Here is a 14,725-nt window from a genome sequence, read left to right as displayed (position 1 = left end):
GGGCGCTCACGTCTCGGTCACCACGACGTCCTCGCTCCTGACGAACATGGCGCGGTGGCCGAACTGGATCTGGTGGTACTCCTGGGTGCCACGGACCACCCGGTGCTGCGTGGCGTCGAAGGTCGTCGCCTTGTAGAACTCGCCGGTCGTGGTCAGGCCCACCGTGTACGACTGCCCGGCCGGGAACGTGTACTGCAACGGGACCAGCGGTTGCACCTCCACCTCCGGCGGGTACGCCGCCGCCTCCGGGTACGCGCGGCCGTACACCGGAACGGAGTTCAGGCCGGCCCGGGGCGTCGCCATCCGGGTGCGGCTGGGCACGGCCACGGGATCGGACGCCGGGCTGTGGAACCACGCCTTCTGGCCCAGGTACCAGATGGCGGTCCAGTCGCCGCGCCGCTCGGCGACGACGTAGCGCTGGCCGGTGACGGCGCGAGCGGCGTGGTCCTTCACGCCGAACGTGGACTCGCCCGTCGGGTGCTTGCCGATGTCCTTGACGAGGGGCGCCCCCTCGCGCGGCTCGGTGTGCAGCCAGATCGAGGCCGACCCGTGCGCCGGGCAGGCGGTTTCGGGGTGCTTCTTGTCGCAGCCGATGTAGTGCGGACGGTTGCGGTCGTAGTCGGGCAGGATCATGACCGTGGCCGTGCCGGAGTCGCCGTCGGGGCGCAGTGGAGCGCCCAGCAGGTCGAAGTAGTGGGCCCAGTCCCAGTACGGGCCCGGGTCCTCGTGCATCTTCTCCACCGTGGCCGGCAGCAGGCCGGGCACGTTGTCATGGCCGAGGATGTGCGCGCGGTCCAGCGGGATGCCGAACCTGCCGGCCAGGTAACCCACGAGCTTGGCGGACGCGCGGTACATCGCCTCGGTGTACCAGGCGCCGCCGGCGACGAGAAAGCCCTCGTGCTCCAGGCCGATCGCCTTGGCGTTGACGTACCAGTTGCGGGCGTGCCAGCCGACGTCCTTGGTGAGCAGGTGCTGGGCGAGGTGGCCGTCGTGTGAGCGCAGCGTGTAGTGCCAGCTCGCCGGTCTCGTCGGGTTTTGGATGAGGCCGATCGTCGCGTCGTAGAACTCCTCGGTGTCGTGGATGATGATGTAGTGAATCGTCTGGCTGTCGGGGCGCTCGGCGATGTCGTGGTTGACGTAGCTGCCGTCCGGCAGTTCGACGTAGACCGCCGGGATCCACTCGCAGGCCAGCGAGCCGGGGCACTCCACGGCATCCGCGCGGGCCAGATGGGGCAGGTCCAGCCTGGCCAGCCAGGAGCGGGACGGCCGCACCTCCGGAGAGGGCGGCAGCGTCACCTCCGCACCGATATCGGTCATCCGGGTGGCGCCCTCGTGGATGACCTCGTACACCTCGTCGGCGAAGTTCGCGGCGGTCTCCTCGGCCGTGGCGCCCGAGTAGCGCGCCACCGCGCCGTACCAGTCGGCGGGATCGGCGCTCGGCGGGGCGCCCAGGGCGCGCTGGTAGTCGGCGAGCAGCGCCGCGCCGCCGTCGATGTTGGCGGCCGGGTCCATGCGCAGGCGCTCGGTGCTCTCCCCGGTCAGCTCGGCGGCACGCTCCAGGGTATGCAATGAGGAGGGAAGGCCGTCGGCGTGGTGGCGCCGCGAGGTGCTCGACGCGTCGCCGTCGGTGAGGTGCATGGGTCCGAACCCGGCCGCCGTGCTGAGCCTGCCGCCGTTGCAGTCCCAGCGCGACTCCATGTACGAGACGGCGAGCAGGATGTTCTCCGGCACGCCGTGTCTCCTCGCAGCCTGTTCGAACGCTTGCGGAATCGTGGGCATCACCACCACCTCCACCTGCACCGTCGCACGGATGGATGTCCAGTTGGGGGGTGTATGTCAGAGTTTTCCGCTTTCTTGTTGCAGTACAAGACCCTGCCGTAGTGTCCGCCGGCGATCCAACATGTTCGCCTGACCCGGACCGTGGCGCGGTCAGGGGGCCAGGTGGATGATCCTGCGGAACTTGCCGCCGGCCGACCGCTCCGGAGGCTCTTCGGCGTGTTCCAGTGCGACGTGCTCGGCCCCGTGCTCGGCCAGCAGGCGCGGCGGGGAATTCGAGCATCTCCGCCGCGCGGCCCTGCACCTGGACGGCGGGCAGCGGGCTGCCGCACGGGCAGGCGTCGGGCCGCACCAGGACGTTGTCGCCCAGGTCGTAACGGAGGATCGGCTGGACCCGGTTGGCGAGATTGCTCAGCAGGACCGTGTGCGAGGGCGCCCCGGCGGGACCGGCCGGTGGTCGGCGTCGACCGGCTCCAGCACCACCCAGTCGGTGTCGACGTGCAGCGAGTTGTGCGCGCAGCCGTACGCGAGGAAGCCGCACTCGGTGGCGGCGTAGGCGGAGCGGACCTGGGCGTGGAACGCGGCGGCGATCCGGGCGCGGTTCTCCGCGGTCAGCGCCTCGCCGCCGGCGATGATCATCCCCGGGTGGATGCGCAGGCGGCCGGCCTCCTGCTCGGCGGCCAGCAGCCCGAGCATGCTGGAGAAGCCGGTGAGCGAGCTGGGGTTGTACCGGTTCAGCTCGGCGGCCAGTTGCGGCAGGGGCTTGTGGATGGAGAACTCCCGCAGCATCCAGCCGAGCCGCGGGTGGTCGCGCCGGAACCGCACGGCCCCGGCGACGGTGGAGAAGTGGCCGGGCGGCGCGGAGACGATGGCGGTGCGACCGGCTCCGCGCATGAGGCGCACGAGATCGCCGACCCCCAGCCCGGCTCGCGCGCGCTGCCCGACCGCGTTGCCCACGGCCAGGCTCCGTTCGTCCTGCAGGAAGATGCCGCGCAGCCCGCTGGTGCCGGACGTGGTGGCCACGAGGTACCGCCCCTGGAAGCGCTTGCCCACGAGGGCGGGTCGGCGACGAACTCCCGGGCCTTGGCCAGGGTCACATCGGGGTCGGTGACCCAGTCGTCGAAGCGCGCCATGAGCGCCTTCTTGCCGGTGACCGGGAGCCGCGCCGGGTCGTCGATGTCGTCGGGCAGCGCCCGGTACAACTCACGGTAGTAGGGCGAGTGGGCGCGGGCGTGGGCCACGGCCTCGCTCGTGGCTGACGGTAGGGATCGGGTACTCGGCGAGGAACGCGGTGAACCGGGCCTCGATCCGGTCAATCGCAGCCACCAGGAAGTGCCCCGAGCCCATCGCCAAGTCCGCCACCCGGAAGTCGAAGAACAGCTCGGCCGCCGCAGCCTCGTCGCCAACCTCCAGCAGCGCGCGGACCCGGCCAAGATGAGTGGCGAGCGCCGGCTCCAGAGCGGCATCCAGCAGGTGCTCGACCGCGAATGACTTCGTGAAGTACGAGCCGGTCGACTTCCGCTTCCCGGAGCGGTTGTGGAAGTAGACCTGTCCAGCGAGAACCTCGACATGCTCGTCGTCATTCGCCGGAACGAAGGCTCCATCCTTGTTCAGGCTGAGCGGCCCCGGTGCTATCGACAGTGAGGACTCCAGCAGCCCTTCATAGAGGGTGCCGAACTCGCGAACGCTCAACGAGCGGAAGTCCACCGGGCCCTGGGTGCCATCGGGGCCAGTGTCCACTAGCAAGGCGCGTAGAGCGGGGCCGAACTCCGCGTCGGTTAGGCGCATGGCGGCTAGGGCCGCGCCGGATGGATTGGACTGTGAGTCACGAGAGAACAGGCCGCCGTTGTAGGCAGGCACGTCCCAGTTACTGTTGCCAGCATCTACGGCGTTCCAGATGCTGAGCATATCGTCCCAGAGAGCAGTAGCCGTACCGTCGAAGGACTGAGTGAGGTCAGCGGCGAAGTCCTTGGCCAGCGTCTTGATCGCATGCCGATCGTAGCGAGGATTCCGCCCGTACGGCAGCAGGGCACGGTCCTCGGCGAAGCGGCCGTCGATGCTGCCGAGAACGAGAGCGGCTCCGCCAGTCGTCGCGGCCTTCTTTATCACGCGGCAACCACGATCCGTACGCATAGTGTAACGCTGAGGTGTAGAGTCGCTATAGTCCAATGGACGATAGAGGCGATCAAATGAGCTGATGAGGCGTCGTCATGACCGTACCTGCCAGCTGGAGCACCCGTGGGAGTTCGCCCATGGTCCACGCCATCCGCGCTCTCCATTTGCGCCCAAGAGTTGTCCGCAGCTACCGACCCAATGGATGTGGGGCTTCGATCCTGCAGCGCTGTCGTAGCGCTCTGAAGTCACTCGCTGGGAAGAGCCGAGGACAAAGCCGACCGCTGATAGGAAAACTGCCGGTCGCCAAGTGGCGAGCCCCGGACCTTACCTGTTGTGGCTGTGTAAAAGGAGCAAGTGGCGGCCCGCGGGCACCAGGTCGCCCGAGGAGGTCGGCGATCCGATTGACACTCTCCACCTGCCGAGCCCGCCGCACCGCGTCGTTCCCGCTCCGTACGGCACGCAGGGCATGGCGGCGTAACCGCGCCCAGGTGCCGGGCCAGGGTCTCGTGGGAGTCGGCGAGGCCCAGGAGCGCCGGTCGATCAGGCCGCGATCGGACATCGCACGCAGCAGGCCGGCTCACTAGTGAGCAGATGTTGATAGACGCCCGGCTGAAGACCGCTCACCGGGCGACCATAGGGTACGGCCCGCCAACGCGAGATACGTATGCCGTGACTGAATGATCGTCCTACACTGGCCGATCGTGGATTGGATCGAGCGGGTCGCTGAGATCCGGCGCTGGAGCAGAGGCGGCGAGCGCGCACCGCACAAGCCGCTCCTTCTCCTCTACGCCCTGGGCAACTTCCAACGGCACGGCAACGCTCCTATCCCGTTCAGCGCCGCCGAGGCGGGGCTGAAGGCACTGCTCAAGGAGTACGGCCCGCCGCGTGACACCAGCCCCGGCTACCCGTTTCACTACCTGACCAACGACGGCCTGTGGCTGGTCGACACCCGCGACGGCCCTGGCAGCCCGGGTACGGGGTTGGGTCGCCTGCGCGAGAGCCAGGCCGCCGGCCGTCTGCATCCCGACCTGGCCCGCGCGCTGGCGGAGGAGCCGGGCCTGCTGGGGCGGATGGCCCGATATCTCCTGGACGCCAACTTCGCGCCGTCCCTGCACACCGACCTGTGCCTGCTGGCCGGCCTGGACCTGGAGACCCTCGAAACCACCGCGACGACCAAGAGGCCGCCTGCCGCGCGCCGTGACCCCGGTTTCCGTGACCGGGTGCTCATGGCGTACGAGTACTGCTGCGCGTTCTGCTCCTACGACGGCTGGCTAGATGGCGCGGTGGTGGGCCTGGACGCCGCGCACGTACGCTGGTGGGCCTTCGACGGGCCCGACGACGTGACGAACGGCCTGTGCCTGTGCGCCATCCACCACAAACTGTTCGACAAGGGCGTCCTCGGACTGACCACAGAGCGCGCCATTACCGTCTCCGCCAGATTCGTCGGCCGCTCGCAGTCCGCCCTGGACATGGTGCTCTGCCTGGCGGGCCGGCCCGCCCGGTCTCCCCAGCCCAGCCTGGACGCGGTCGCGCAGAATCACATCGACTGGCACGGCCACCAGGTGTTCCGCACACCTGCCCGCGGCTGAGGCCATCGGCCTCGCTCGGTGATCGCCAGCCCTCGGCCCTTGGCCTGTCGGCAGGTTAACCTGCGGCTTTCACGGCGAATTTGAGCCGACTTGATCGTTCACATAAGAAAAGTGCCCTTGACCTGGAAGGATCGGACTTGTCTAAGGCCCCGTCCAACCCAGATCAAAAGGCACTTTCCGAGTGAACTCTACCGCCTCACCCCCGCAAGATCACCGTGTCCGCCGACGGCCGCGGGCTGGTCTCACACGCCGGTGGCCTGCTGCTGTCCCAGACGCTGCGCATCACCGGGCTGGACAAGACCCTGTCGCAACAGCTGGAGCGGTGGCGGCCCGGCCGAGCGGTACACGACCCCGCGAAGATCATCACCGATCTGGCCCTTACCCTGGCGCTCGGTGGAGACTGCCTGGCCGACATCGCCCTGCTGCGCTCCCAGCCCGAGCTGTTCGGAACCGTCGCCTCCGACCCGACCGTCTCGCGCTTGATCGACCGGCTCGCCGCCGATGAGGCCCGCGCACTGAAGGCCATCCGCGCCGCCCGCGCCACCGCACGGCGACGCGCCTGGCACCTGGCCGGCGACCGCGCCCCCGGAACAGACGGCCGGCCCGTGATCGTCGACCTGGATGCCACCATCGTCGTCTCTCACTCCGACAAGCAGCACGCGGCACCGACCTGGAAGAAGAGCTACGGCTTCCACCCGATGACCGCCTTCGCCGACCACCAGGACGACAGCGCAGGCGAGCCCCTGGCCCTGATGCTGCGACCCGGCAACGCCGGATCCAACACCGCCGCCGACCACATCGAGACCACCCGCCTCGCCCTGGCCCAGCTTCCCAAGCACCTGCGGCGCAACGTCCTCATCCGCACCGACCCCGGCGGCGGCACCCACGAGTTCCTCGCCTGGCTCACCCGCCCCGGACGCTGGCTGAAGTACTCCATCGGCTTCACCATCACCGACACCATCACCGACACCATCGCCGCAGCCATCGACAAGCTCCCGGCCACCGCCTGGACCCCCGCCTACAACGCCGACCGCCGACCGCGGCCCGGTGCCTGGGTCGCCGAGCTCACCGGCCTGCTGGAGCTGACCGGATGGCCCAAGGGGATGCGCGTCATCGTCCGCAAAGAACGCCCGCACCCCGGCGCCCAGCTGCGCGTCACCGACCTCGACGGGCACCGTTTCACCTGCTTCGTCACCGGCACCCGAGGCGGGCAACCCGCCGACCTGGAGCTTCGCCACCGCCGCCGCGCCCGCGCCGAAGATCGCATCCGTGCCGCCAAAGACACCGGCCTGCGCAACCTGCCCCTGCACGACTTCTCCCAAAATCGGATCCGGCTCGAGATCGTCGCCCTGGCCTGCGAACTCACCGCTTGGATGCAACTGCTCGCCCTGCACGGCACCACCGCCGGCCGCTATGAGCCCAAACGCCTGCGGCTCCGCCTCCTCGCTGTCGCCGGCCGTCTGGTACACGGGGGCCGCCGCCTGCACCTGCGCATCCCCGCGCAATGGCCCTGCCCCCGCCCGATCATCACCGCCCTGGCACGCCTGCACGCCCTGCCGACGCCGATCTGACCACCACCCAACCGCCCCCGCGACGAGGAAAGGAAACCGCGGGCCTGTGGAACCCGCCCACCCGGCGCGACAGCCGGGCATCCACGCTGACCGCAGCGGGGCAATCGACCTCCAGCCGAATCCCTCAGCCGGCCAGCTCAAGGTCGAGAAAGATCGAGGTTAATTCGCTTTCTAGCGGTCCCGGAACCCTGCATCATAGAGAAGCGCAGCACAGTAGCTGTGATAGAGCAGCGAACAGACCACCCAGTAGGTTCGACAGCGGAGCGTTCCTCATGATGGCCCCATCGCCCCTGTACGACGAAACGCTTGCTGCCATGGCTAGCGCTATGCTTCGACTCGGCGTTGCACTCCAAAGCTCCCACGAACGCAGAACGGAGATGTCCGCGAAGCTTCTCAACAACATCCGCCTTCAGGGGGCGAACGAACTTCTCGTTCAACTCGATCAAATTGCGAGAGCTTTCGAGGTGGAGGCGAGCCTAAAGCATCTGAATTTCCTGATCGACCGTTGCATAGCGGATTTCGAAACAGCGATCGAGGTGACGCTATCCGGCTATTGGGCAGTGGCATTCGATGCGATGCGCGACATCCTTGAGATCCAATTTTTCCTTATGGACTTCGCGCTATGCACTGCACATGTGGATGAGTGGCTGTCTGCAGACGATAGGACCCTGAGGAGGAAGTTTAGTCCCGTAGAGGTCCGTCGGCGACTCAAGGCAGCCGATGTAGGGAACCTTGGGGAGGACGCGGCGTCGATCGACTATAAGGGACATAGCATGGGACTGCATGTGCGTCCCAATAATATGCTGGTACCAACCAAAGGCTTGTCTTCCCCCCATCCGCTACATCGCGACATGGGGTCCTGGGAAATTTTTGAGCATTCGCGCACACTTTTCATTGCAATAGCAATGTTCACTCACTCGGTCGCTCCAAACTCTGAAGCCGATCGACTGGCTGGCCAGGATCCTCCACTTGTCGTATCAGCCTGGATGGAGGCGAATAAATCTCAAACTCTTTTCAGGGCGATCATACGATCTGAGGAAAAACGCCGTAAGCGCGATCTCGGGGCTGCAGCTATGGAGCTTGTGCGCCCTCTGTATGATATGGGAATTATAACCTCGGATACCATAGGCCGGGATGCAAAAAACGAGGAAATCAATGCCGCTCTACTTGAGCTCGGGAAGGGGAAGAGTCAAGCCGTCAAGCGAGCTCTCATCGCCCTGGCCTTCATACTACAAGACCAACCGGTACCCCCACAGCTTGCAGGGGTCCTGCTGTCTGAAGCAGACGAGGCAGTAGATCCAACGGCTGAGATGACACTCCAACCTTGAGGGGCCTGGCAGAACTCCTCCGTGCTTATCTGCGTGACAATAGGCGCAGACGATCCGTCGAACGCCTCCGGGCCGGGCTGAAGGCGTTCATCGCCAACACCGCCGTTCTCTGGCCTGGGCGCCTCGGACAAATCCACGCCTTCTTCCGTGCCTGCTCACCCGACCAGCTCCTGACCGCTGCGACCCCTAGTACTCCAATGACATCTCACGATCATGGTGCGGATCTGCGCTGGTAGTGGCAGCGCTGGGCCGTGGCCTGGCATCGGCCAGTATGACCAGCGCAGAATGTCCGTGACGGAACGGTGCGGGTCAGCACGAGCACGGCGAGCAGCCAGAGGATCTCGGGCATTGTCAGCGGGATGTGATCCTGGCCGCTGGGCGGCGGTGATGGCGGTCAGCACGGCCAGGGTGAGCATGGCCAGGGTCATGTGCCGGTGCCAGGCCGTCCAGCCGCGCACCTGGTAGTGGTCCAGGCCGAGCTGGCCCTTGGCCGCCTGGAAGGACTCCTCCACCGCCCAGCGAATCCCGGCGATTGGAAGCGGTTCACCAGTTTGTCTCGCCCGCGAAAAGCTTGGTCGCCTTGCGCAGGATGTCCCGTTCTTGCTCCAGCTCCCGGATCCGCGCCTTGAGCTGCTTGTTCTCCTTTTCCAGCACGTCGTCCGAGGGTATGTGCCCGGATGACGACGGCCGAACGGCAGCGGCACCACCGGTCCCGTCTTGCGCGCCCTCACCCCGAGCTTGAGCGGCTCGTACCCACACCCGCAGCGTCTCGCGGCTGACCCCCAGATCCCGAGCGATCGACGTGATCGTCCGATCCGGTCTCGACAGCACCAGCGCCACCGCGTCGGACTTGAACTCGGGCGGGTAGTTCTTCATCACCATCAGGGACATCTCTTCCCCTGGACCTCAAGATCCAGTCTCCAAGGTGTCCACGTTCAAGGGGGAACATCCCCTTCTTGCGGCGTAGGCGTTTGTGCTCGAGGCCTTACGGCTACGAGAACGGGTGCATGTACGGACGTTCTTTGACCCGGTCGTAGATGCGGTGCAGCCACGGCTGCCGAATCGGCGCCAGTCGCTCCAGCGCGCGGAGGAACACCTGCCCATCAGGGCGAAAAGGAGCGATTGGCAGCAGCGGGGGTGAATCGTCACGGCGGACCTCGGCAGGCATTCCGCGCGTCGCCGGCACGAGTCGCCGGTCATCGTTGTAGGCCAGGTACGTCCACACGTCCGCGGCCAGCGGCACCACCGTTCCCGCGTCGCACGGCCATGCCTCGCCGGTCTGCGGATGCTGCGGTACCAGGGCGATGTCGGTGATGCCGGTGGATAGGCCGGGGCCGGCCAGGGTGAGGTGTCGTTCTGGTGGTCCCGGCGGGAGCAGGCCGTCGATCGCCCGGCGGAACGCCTGTGCGACGGGTCCGTCGGGGACGGTTACGCGCTTGCCGTCCGAGGCCACCAGCAGGTGCGCCAGTGCCACTGCGACTGCCGCCTCCCAGGGGGCGCTCCAGCAATCACGTGGGTCGGCGGGTGGCGTGCTCGACAGTTCCTCCCAGTCCATCACTTGCTGGACGGGGCCGGCGACGGCGACAGGGTGTACGGCGTCGGGTTCGAGCCACACCACTTGCCAGAACCCGCAGTCGTCGACACGGGTCGCCACCGGGGAGCCGCATGTCGCGCAGGCGAGGTTGGGGCCGTATTGGCCGTCTCAGCCGCAGCAGCAGCCGCCCAGCCGTTCGGGGATGAAGGCGGTTCCGCGGACGTCGCCCGGTGCGATGCCGATCCTGTTCGGGGGCCCGGTGATGCGGTACATCTGCAGTCGGAGGCCGTGTTCTTCCGGCTCGGGTTCCCATGGTTGCCAGGGTTGGCCGTTTCCGGGGTCTACGGCGTATGTTCCTGGCTCCAGCAGATGGGGGAGCAGGTCATGGCCGTACTTCTGGCTGGAGTGGTCGGGGAGTGCCACCCGCGCCACCTTCGCGGTCATCACGGCGCCGCATTGGCTATGAAGGTGGACCCGAGAGCCATGTGTCGGTCGGTTTGAGAGCCACTTGCTGATCAACGGCCTTGGAGTGTTAGTGAAAAAGAGAGCCATGCCCGTGGGTCTGGGGCATGGCTCACGTGACGCTGTGTGAGTGTTGTCGGCGCACACCTCCCGCTGCGGAGGCGAGTGTGCACAGCCCCATGACGGTAAGCCGGTGGCGGTGATGTGGCTTTGACAGCGGCCAGGGTGCGTGAGGCGGCAGCAGGGGTGCGACGTACGCATGTTCGACCAGGTTCAGCGGAGTTCCTGGCGTTCTGCCGTTTCGCCCAGACGATGGAGCAGGTGCGCCCAGCCGTCGCTGGTCTCCTCTTCGAGTACGGCCGGCAGACCGCTGTGGCGCAGGGTGAGCTCGGTACCGTCACCGTCCGGGGTCAAAGTGACTTCGACCCGAGATGCCTCTGGTGCCATGTCGGGCGCTCCCGGTGTGGCCTCCCAGCCGAAGGTGAAGACGAGACGTTCATACGGCACGAACTCCACGAACCGTCCGCGCATCACCGGGCGTGGGCCCTCGTGCATCGCAACCTGCAAGGTGCCGCCGGGGCGGGCGTCCAGCTCGGCCGTTCCCCACCATCGCGCCAGGCGTGCCGGGTCGGTGAAGAACCGCCAGACCGTCTCGGGACGCGCACGGATGTGCAATGTCTGCTCAATCGTCCTGCTCACAACGATCCCTTCACGTCCTGGGCACCAGTGTGCGCGCGTTCTTCTTTCTCGGCTTCGTGCTGGAGGCGGCTGAGCGAGGTGGACCACATTGTCTCCAGGAACGTCACCGCCTCGGCCAGCCCCTCCGGACGTAGCCGATAGAAGCGGCGATTGCCTGCGCGGCGGACGTCGACGAGGCGGGCTGCTGTCAGCGTTCGCAGATGCTGGGATACCGCCGGGCGACTGATCGCGGGAAAGCGCTCGGCGATCTCGCCTGCCGATACCTCGCGATCCCGCACCAGGACGAGGATGGCGCGGCGGGTCGGGTCCGCCACAGCGCGAAGCGCGTCGTCCATGGGCCACCGCCTTCGTTTGCGCACTGCCGGGACAGTATGTGAGTGTTTAAGCAACATCTTACACTCTATCGATGGCGAGGATTCACCATGTCAGGAGACGACAACACCCGTGCCCCGCGATCGGAGAACCAGCGCCTGAATGCGCTGGTTGGCCATTGGCGTTCGCAGGGGCGTATAGCGGCCACCGCGATCGACCCGGAGATCCGCATCGCCGGGTCGGACACCTACGAGTGGCTGGCGGGCGAGCACTTCCTCATTCACCGTGTGGACGTGCGCATGAATGAGGAACACGTCGAGGTCATCGAGATGATCGGGCCCTACGATCCAGCGAGCCGGACCTACCCCATGCGCTCCTTCGACAATCACGGCAACTTCGTCACCATGCGGGCAAGCGTCGACGACGAGGGTGTCTGGACGTTCGCCGGCGAGACGGAGCGGGCGACGCTGGTGATCGCCGAAGACGGCGACTCCATGACGGCCGAATGGGAGCGCACTGACAACGGCTCGAACTGGCGGCACTGGATGGACATGAGCTTCACGAGGGCTCCCAGCCCCAGCGCCATCCCTCGGCGCTGAATCCCTCGCAGATCAGAAGCCTCACCGTCGAGCTCGCCTCGCCGTTCCTGGCGGAGGCACCACAACACCATCATGCTCTGCGCGTCTATCCGTACGCGCCTTTGCACATGGAGGTGTACGCCGACAACTGTGGTCAGCTTGCTTGTTCGGCTCTGGCTCGGGTCTGGGCAAGGCGGTAGGAGTCGGTGCCGGTCTCGATGATGTTGCCGGCGAAGGTGAGCCGGTCGACGATCGCGGCGCAGAGGCGCGGGTCGGTGAAGGTGCGGGTCCAGCCGGAGAAGGACTCGTTGCTGGCGATGGCGACGCTGTTCTTCTCTTCGCGTTCGGTGAGGACCTGGAAGAGGAGCTCGGCGCCGTGCCGGTCGAGTTCCATGTAGCCGAGTTCATCGATGCAGAGCAGGTCGACGCGTCCGTAGCGGGCGACGGTCTTGGCAAGGACCTTCTCGTCGGCGGCCTCGACGAGTTCGTTCACGAGCTTGGTAGCGAGGGTGTAGCGGACCCGGTAGCCCTTCATCGCGGCCTCGGTCCCGAGGGCGATGAGCAGGTGGGACTTGCCGGTGCCGGAGTCGCCGATCAGGCAGAGGGGCTGGCCCTTTTTCACCCATTCGCAAGTGGCGAGCGTGTGGATGGTGGCGGGGTCGATGCCCGGGTTGGCGTCGAAGTCGAAGGCGCGCAGGGACTTGTCGCGGGGAAACTGGGCCGCCTTGATGCGGCGTTCAGAGCGGCGGCGAGCGCGGTCGTCGCATTCGGTCAGCAGGAGTTCGGCGAGGAATCCCAGGTAGGACATCTGCTCGCGGGCCGCCTGCTCGGCCAATTCAGGGAAGGCGGTGCGGATGCTGGGCAGGCGGAGCATCCGGCAGGCCTGGTCGATGGAGGCCTGGGCGGCCTGCTCGGTCATGCCGCGGTGGGCGACGCTCATGGTGTTTCTCCTTGGGCTGGGCGCTCGCCGGGCGGCCGGGCGCGTTTGAGGAGCTGGTCATAGGCCGTCACCGACGGCAGCGGCCGGGTGTCGCGGGGAAGCTGGGCCAGGCGCCGTTCGGTCAGGAACGTCACCGTTGCCTCGTGGTTGTCGTGCTGGGCGGGCTCGGGAGCGGCTTGTTCGTCTTCCTCAGCGGCCTTGCGGGCCTCCAGGGCGACCGCGTCCGCGGTGAGGGCGCCGGCCCGCAGCGCGGCGGCCAGGCCGGTGACCAGATGCTCGGTGGGGAGATGACGGGCCAGGAGCAGCACTTCGATCAGCGCGCGGGTGCCGTCGCGGTCGCCGTGGGCCTTGCAAGCCGCCGCCCACCAAGTGTCGTGAACCGGGGTGAACTTGCCCGCGGCCCGCGCCTGCTCCAGAGCGGTCGCGCCCGGCAGCGCGCCGGGCTTGCGGATCAGGACCTCCAGATAGTGGTCCAGCTCCAGGCGCTGGCCGCCCTTGGCGAACAACCGATCGTGCTCGGCCACGACCTGCTGCCCGTCATAGACGATCAGGTGGGAGGCGTGCAGCATCACCCGCAGCTGGCGGCCGATGAACCGGGCCGGGACCGAGTAACGGTTCGTCCGGACGGTGATCTGGCTGTAGCGATCGACCCGGACCGGGAGCAGCAGCCCGGTCTCGAACGGCTCCTGCGAGACCGTCCGCAGCAGCGGCCGCTCGATCGCGAAGTACTCGCCGACGGTCCTGGCCCGCGCCCCGATCCGCCGGCCCTCGTCGGCCTCGTCCCAACGGTCGATCATCTCGTTCAGCTCATCCAGCGAGCCGACCTCTGGAATCGGGACCAGGTGATTGCGGCGGAACCAGCCGATGTCGCCCTCGACCCCACCCTTCTCGTGGGCGCCCTTGATCCCCGGCTGACAGTAGAACGCCTCGACCCCGTAGTGCTCGCGAAACGCCGTCCAGCGGGCGGACTCCGTCCGGGCCCGGGTGAACCCCAGCACCGCGGAGACCGCGGCCTTGAGGTTGTCGTAGCGGACCTTGCCTGTCGGAACTCCGCCCAGCACCCTGAAAGCGTGGACGTGTCCCTCGAAGAACGCTTCCTGCCCTCCGGTGGCCAGCACCCGGTGGACCGCCTTGCCCGAATACGACAATCGGAACGAGAACAGGAAGCACTTCACCTGCTCGCCCGCGATCCGCACCGTCACGTCCCCGAAGTCGACCTCGGCCTCGACTCCCGGCAGATGCGACTGCGGGATGAACGCCTCCGGCGGACCCCTGCCTGCCTCGACCCGGATCTCACCCCGCCGGTGAGCGACATAGGCGCGGACGATCTGATACGAGATTTCCATCGCCTGGTGCTCATCCACCAGTCGCGCGAAGATCCGCTTCGCCGTGTGCCGCTGCTTGCGCGGCGCATCCAAATCGGCCCGCAGCATCTCGTCGATCAATGGTTTGAACTCATCCAGCCGACTCGCCCGCGGCGCCATCTTCTTCCTCGGCTCCGGCCACGGCTGACGCAACGCCTCAGCCACCGTGTTCCGGCTGACCCGATACTTGATCGCGATCTGCCGACCCGACAGCCCTGCACGAGAATCCCGGCGAATCGCCGCGAATACCTCCACCTTGGACTGGGGGTGTGTCACCAGCGTCTCCTCACACGGAGTAACGCTTCGATACTCGCACCGCTAACCCTCAGTGCGTGTTTGAGAAGATCGTTCATGTCCGGCGTGGCGGCGTGACGAGACATGCCGATACCGCCAAAGTGGCTCAATGCCCCCCGCTCGCTACCCCTCCGACCTGACCGACGCCCAGTGGGAACTGATC

14 protein-coding genes and 2 pseudogenes are annotated in these 14,725 nt (G+C 67.0%); 5 read left to right on the top strand and 11 right to left on the bottom strand.

Annotated features, from left to right (window positions below):
* Positions 1 to 6 precede the first annotated feature (6 nt).
* From C1I98_RS01920 to C1I98_RS01910, 3 genes are all read right to left on the bottom strand, one after another.
* Positions 7 to 1,779, bottom strand: a complete 1,773-nt coding sequence (locus C1I98_RS01920; RefSeq protein ID WP_111165334.1) for an N-acetylmuramoyl-L-alanine amidase — start codon at positions 1,777 to 1,779, stop codon at positions 7 to 9.
* Between the two features lie 408 nt (positions 1,780 to 2,187).
* Positions 2,188 to 2,829: a phenylacetate--CoA ligase family protein gene (locus C1I98_RS01915; protein WP_111165308.1), complete on the bottom strand. Its 642-nt coding sequence runs from the start codon at positions 2,827 to 2,829 to the stop codon at positions 2,188 to 2,190.
* A 150-nt stretch (positions 2,830 to 2,979) separates the two neighbouring features.
* Positions 2,980 to 3,885 (bottom strand): hypothetical protein, encoded by a 906-nt coding sequence (locus C1I98_RS01910; RefSeq protein ID WP_199536659.1) that lies wholly within the window; start codon positions 3,883 to 3,885, stop codon positions 2,980 to 2,982.
* Between the two features lie 707 nt (positions 3,886 to 4,592).
* On the opposite strand from C1I98_RS01910, the gene C1I98_RS01905 reads away from it, so the two are divergent.
* From C1I98_RS01905 to C1I98_RS45270, 4 genes and pseudogenes are all read left to right on the top strand, one after another.
* Positions 4,593 to 5,480, top strand: a complete 888-nt coding sequence (locus C1I98_RS01905; protein ID WP_111165333.1) for a phosphorothioated DNA-binding restriction endonuclease — start codon at positions 4,593 to 4,595, stop codon at positions 5,478 to 5,480.
* A 209-nt stretch (positions 5,481 to 5,689) separates the two neighbouring features.
* Positions 5,690 to 7,051, top strand: coding sequence for an IS1380 family transposase (locus tag C1I98_RS01900; protein ID WP_233507031.1), 1,362 nt, complete (start codon positions 5,690 to 5,692; stop codon positions 7,049 to 7,051).
* A gap of 377 nt (positions 7,052 to 7,428) precedes the next feature.
* Complete coding sequence (locus C1I98_RS40270; RefSeq protein ID WP_146607245.1) at positions 7,429 to 8,379, top strand: hypothetical protein; 951 nt, start codon at positions 7,429 to 7,431, stop codon at positions 8,377 to 8,379.
* A gap of 56 nt (positions 8,380 to 8,435) precedes the next feature.
* Positions 8,436 to 8,615, top strand: a pseudogene (locus C1I98_RS45270) (hypothetical protein); the annotation flags it as partial.
* On the opposite strand, the pseudogene C1I98_RS42560 reads toward C1I98_RS45270, so the two are convergent.
* The 6 genes and pseudogenes from C1I98_RS42560 to C1I98_RS01875 all read right to left on the bottom strand — a co-directional run.
* Positions 8,591 to 8,912 (bottom strand): annotated as a pseudogene (locus C1I98_RS42560) (IS701 family transposase); the annotation flags it as partial. The pseudogenes C1I98_RS45270 and C1I98_RS42560 sit on opposite strands and share 25 nt — an antisense overlap.
* Positions 8,913 to 8,922: 10 nt before the next feature.
* Positions 8,923 to 9,270, bottom strand: a complete 348-nt coding sequence (locus C1I98_RS01890; RefSeq protein ID WP_146607244.1) for a transposase — start codon at positions 9,268 to 9,270, stop codon at positions 8,923 to 8,925.
* A 100-nt stretch (positions 9,271 to 9,370) separates the two neighbouring features.
* Positions 9,371 to 10,033, bottom strand: coding sequence for a hypothetical protein (locus tag C1I98_RS01885; protein ID WP_199536657.1), 663 nt, complete (start codon positions 10,031 to 10,033; stop codon positions 9,371 to 9,373).
* A 48-nt stretch (positions 10,034 to 10,081) separates the two neighbouring features.
* Positions 10,082 to 10,357: a hypothetical protein gene (locus C1I98_RS42555; RefSeq protein ID WP_199536656.1), complete on the bottom strand. Its 276-nt coding sequence runs from the start codon at positions 10,355 to 10,357 to the stop codon at positions 10,082 to 10,084.
* A 291-nt stretch (positions 10,358 to 10,648) separates the two neighbouring features.
* Complete coding sequence (locus C1I98_RS01880) at positions 10,649 to 11,074, bottom strand: SRPBCC family protein (protein WP_158557861.1); 426 nt, start codon at positions 11,072 to 11,074, stop codon at positions 10,649 to 10,651.
* Positions 11,071 to 11,409 carry an ArsR/SmtB family transcription factor gene (locus tag C1I98_RS01875; RefSeq protein WP_111165305.1) on the bottom strand — a complete coding sequence of 113 codons (339 nt, stop codon included), beginning with the start codon at positions 11,407 to 11,409 and terminating at the stop codon, positions 11,071 to 11,073. The genes C1I98_RS01880 and C1I98_RS01875 overlap by 4 nt, the downstream gene beginning before the upstream one ends.
* A gap of 87 nt (positions 11,410 to 11,496) precedes the next feature.
* Between C1I98_RS01875 and C1I98_RS01870 the strand changes: the two genes are divergently transcribed.
* Positions 11,497 to 11,985, top strand: coding sequence for a DUF1579 family protein (locus tag C1I98_RS01870; RefSeq protein ID WP_111165304.1), 489 nt, complete (start codon positions 11,497 to 11,499; stop codon positions 11,983 to 11,985).
* 133 nt (positions 11,986 to 12,118) lie between these two features.
* Here the strand turns inward: C1I98_RS01870 and istB are convergent, their stop codons facing one another.
* Both istB and istA read right to left on the bottom strand, forming a co-directional pair.
* Entirely contained in the window at positions 12,119 to 12,904 is a 786-nt protein-coding gene (gene istB, locus C1I98_RS01865) for an IS21-like element helper ATPase IstB (RefSeq protein WP_111165303.1), read from the bottom strand.
* A complete protein-coding gene (gene istA, locus C1I98_RS01860; RefSeq protein ID WP_111165302.1) occupies positions 12,901 to 14,544 on the bottom strand; it encodes an IS21 family transposase in 1,644 nt (547 codons plus the stop codon). Before istA ends, istB begins: the two co-directional genes overlap by 4 nt.
* Positions 14,545 to 14,725: the final 181 nt, after the last annotated feature.

It is taken from the genome of Spongiactinospora gelatinilytica (genome assembly GCF_003236385.1).
Lineage (GTDB): Bacteria > Actinomycetota > Actinomycetes > Streptosporangiales > Streptosporangiaceae > Spongiactinospora > Spongiactinospora gelatinilytica.
Note: the sequence above shows the minus strand (reverse complement) of the source record. Positions and strands in the feature narration are given on the sequence as shown.

Coding starts and splice junctions, on each gene's coding strand:
- C1I98_RS01920 (WP_111165334.1), bottom strand. CDS start 1,779: ATGCCCACGATTCCGCAAGCGTTCGAACAGGCTGCGAGGAGACACGGC.
- C1I98_RS40270 (WP_146607245.1), top strand. CDS start 7,429: ATGTCCGCGAAGCTTCTCAACAACATCCGCCTTCAGGGGGCGAACGAA.
- C1I98_RS01890 (WP_146607244.1), bottom strand. CDS start 9,270: ATGTCCCTGATGGTGATGAAGAACTACCCGCCCGAGTTCAAGTCCGAC.
- C1I98_RS42555 (WP_199536656.1), bottom strand. CDS start 10,357: ATGACCGCGAAGGTGGCGCGGGTGGCACTCCCCGACCACTCCAGCCAG.
- C1I98_RS01875 (WP_111165305.1), bottom strand. CDS start 11,409: ATGGACGACGCGCTTCGCGCTGTGGCGGACCCGACCCGCCGCGCCATC.
- C1I98_RS01870 (WP_111165304.1), top strand. CDS start 11,497: ATGTCAGGAGACGACAACACCCGTGCCCCGCGATCGGAGAACCAGCGC.
- istB (WP_111165303.1), bottom strand. CDS start 12,904: ATGAGCGTCGCCCACCGCGGCATGACCGAGCAGGCCGCCCAGGCCTCC.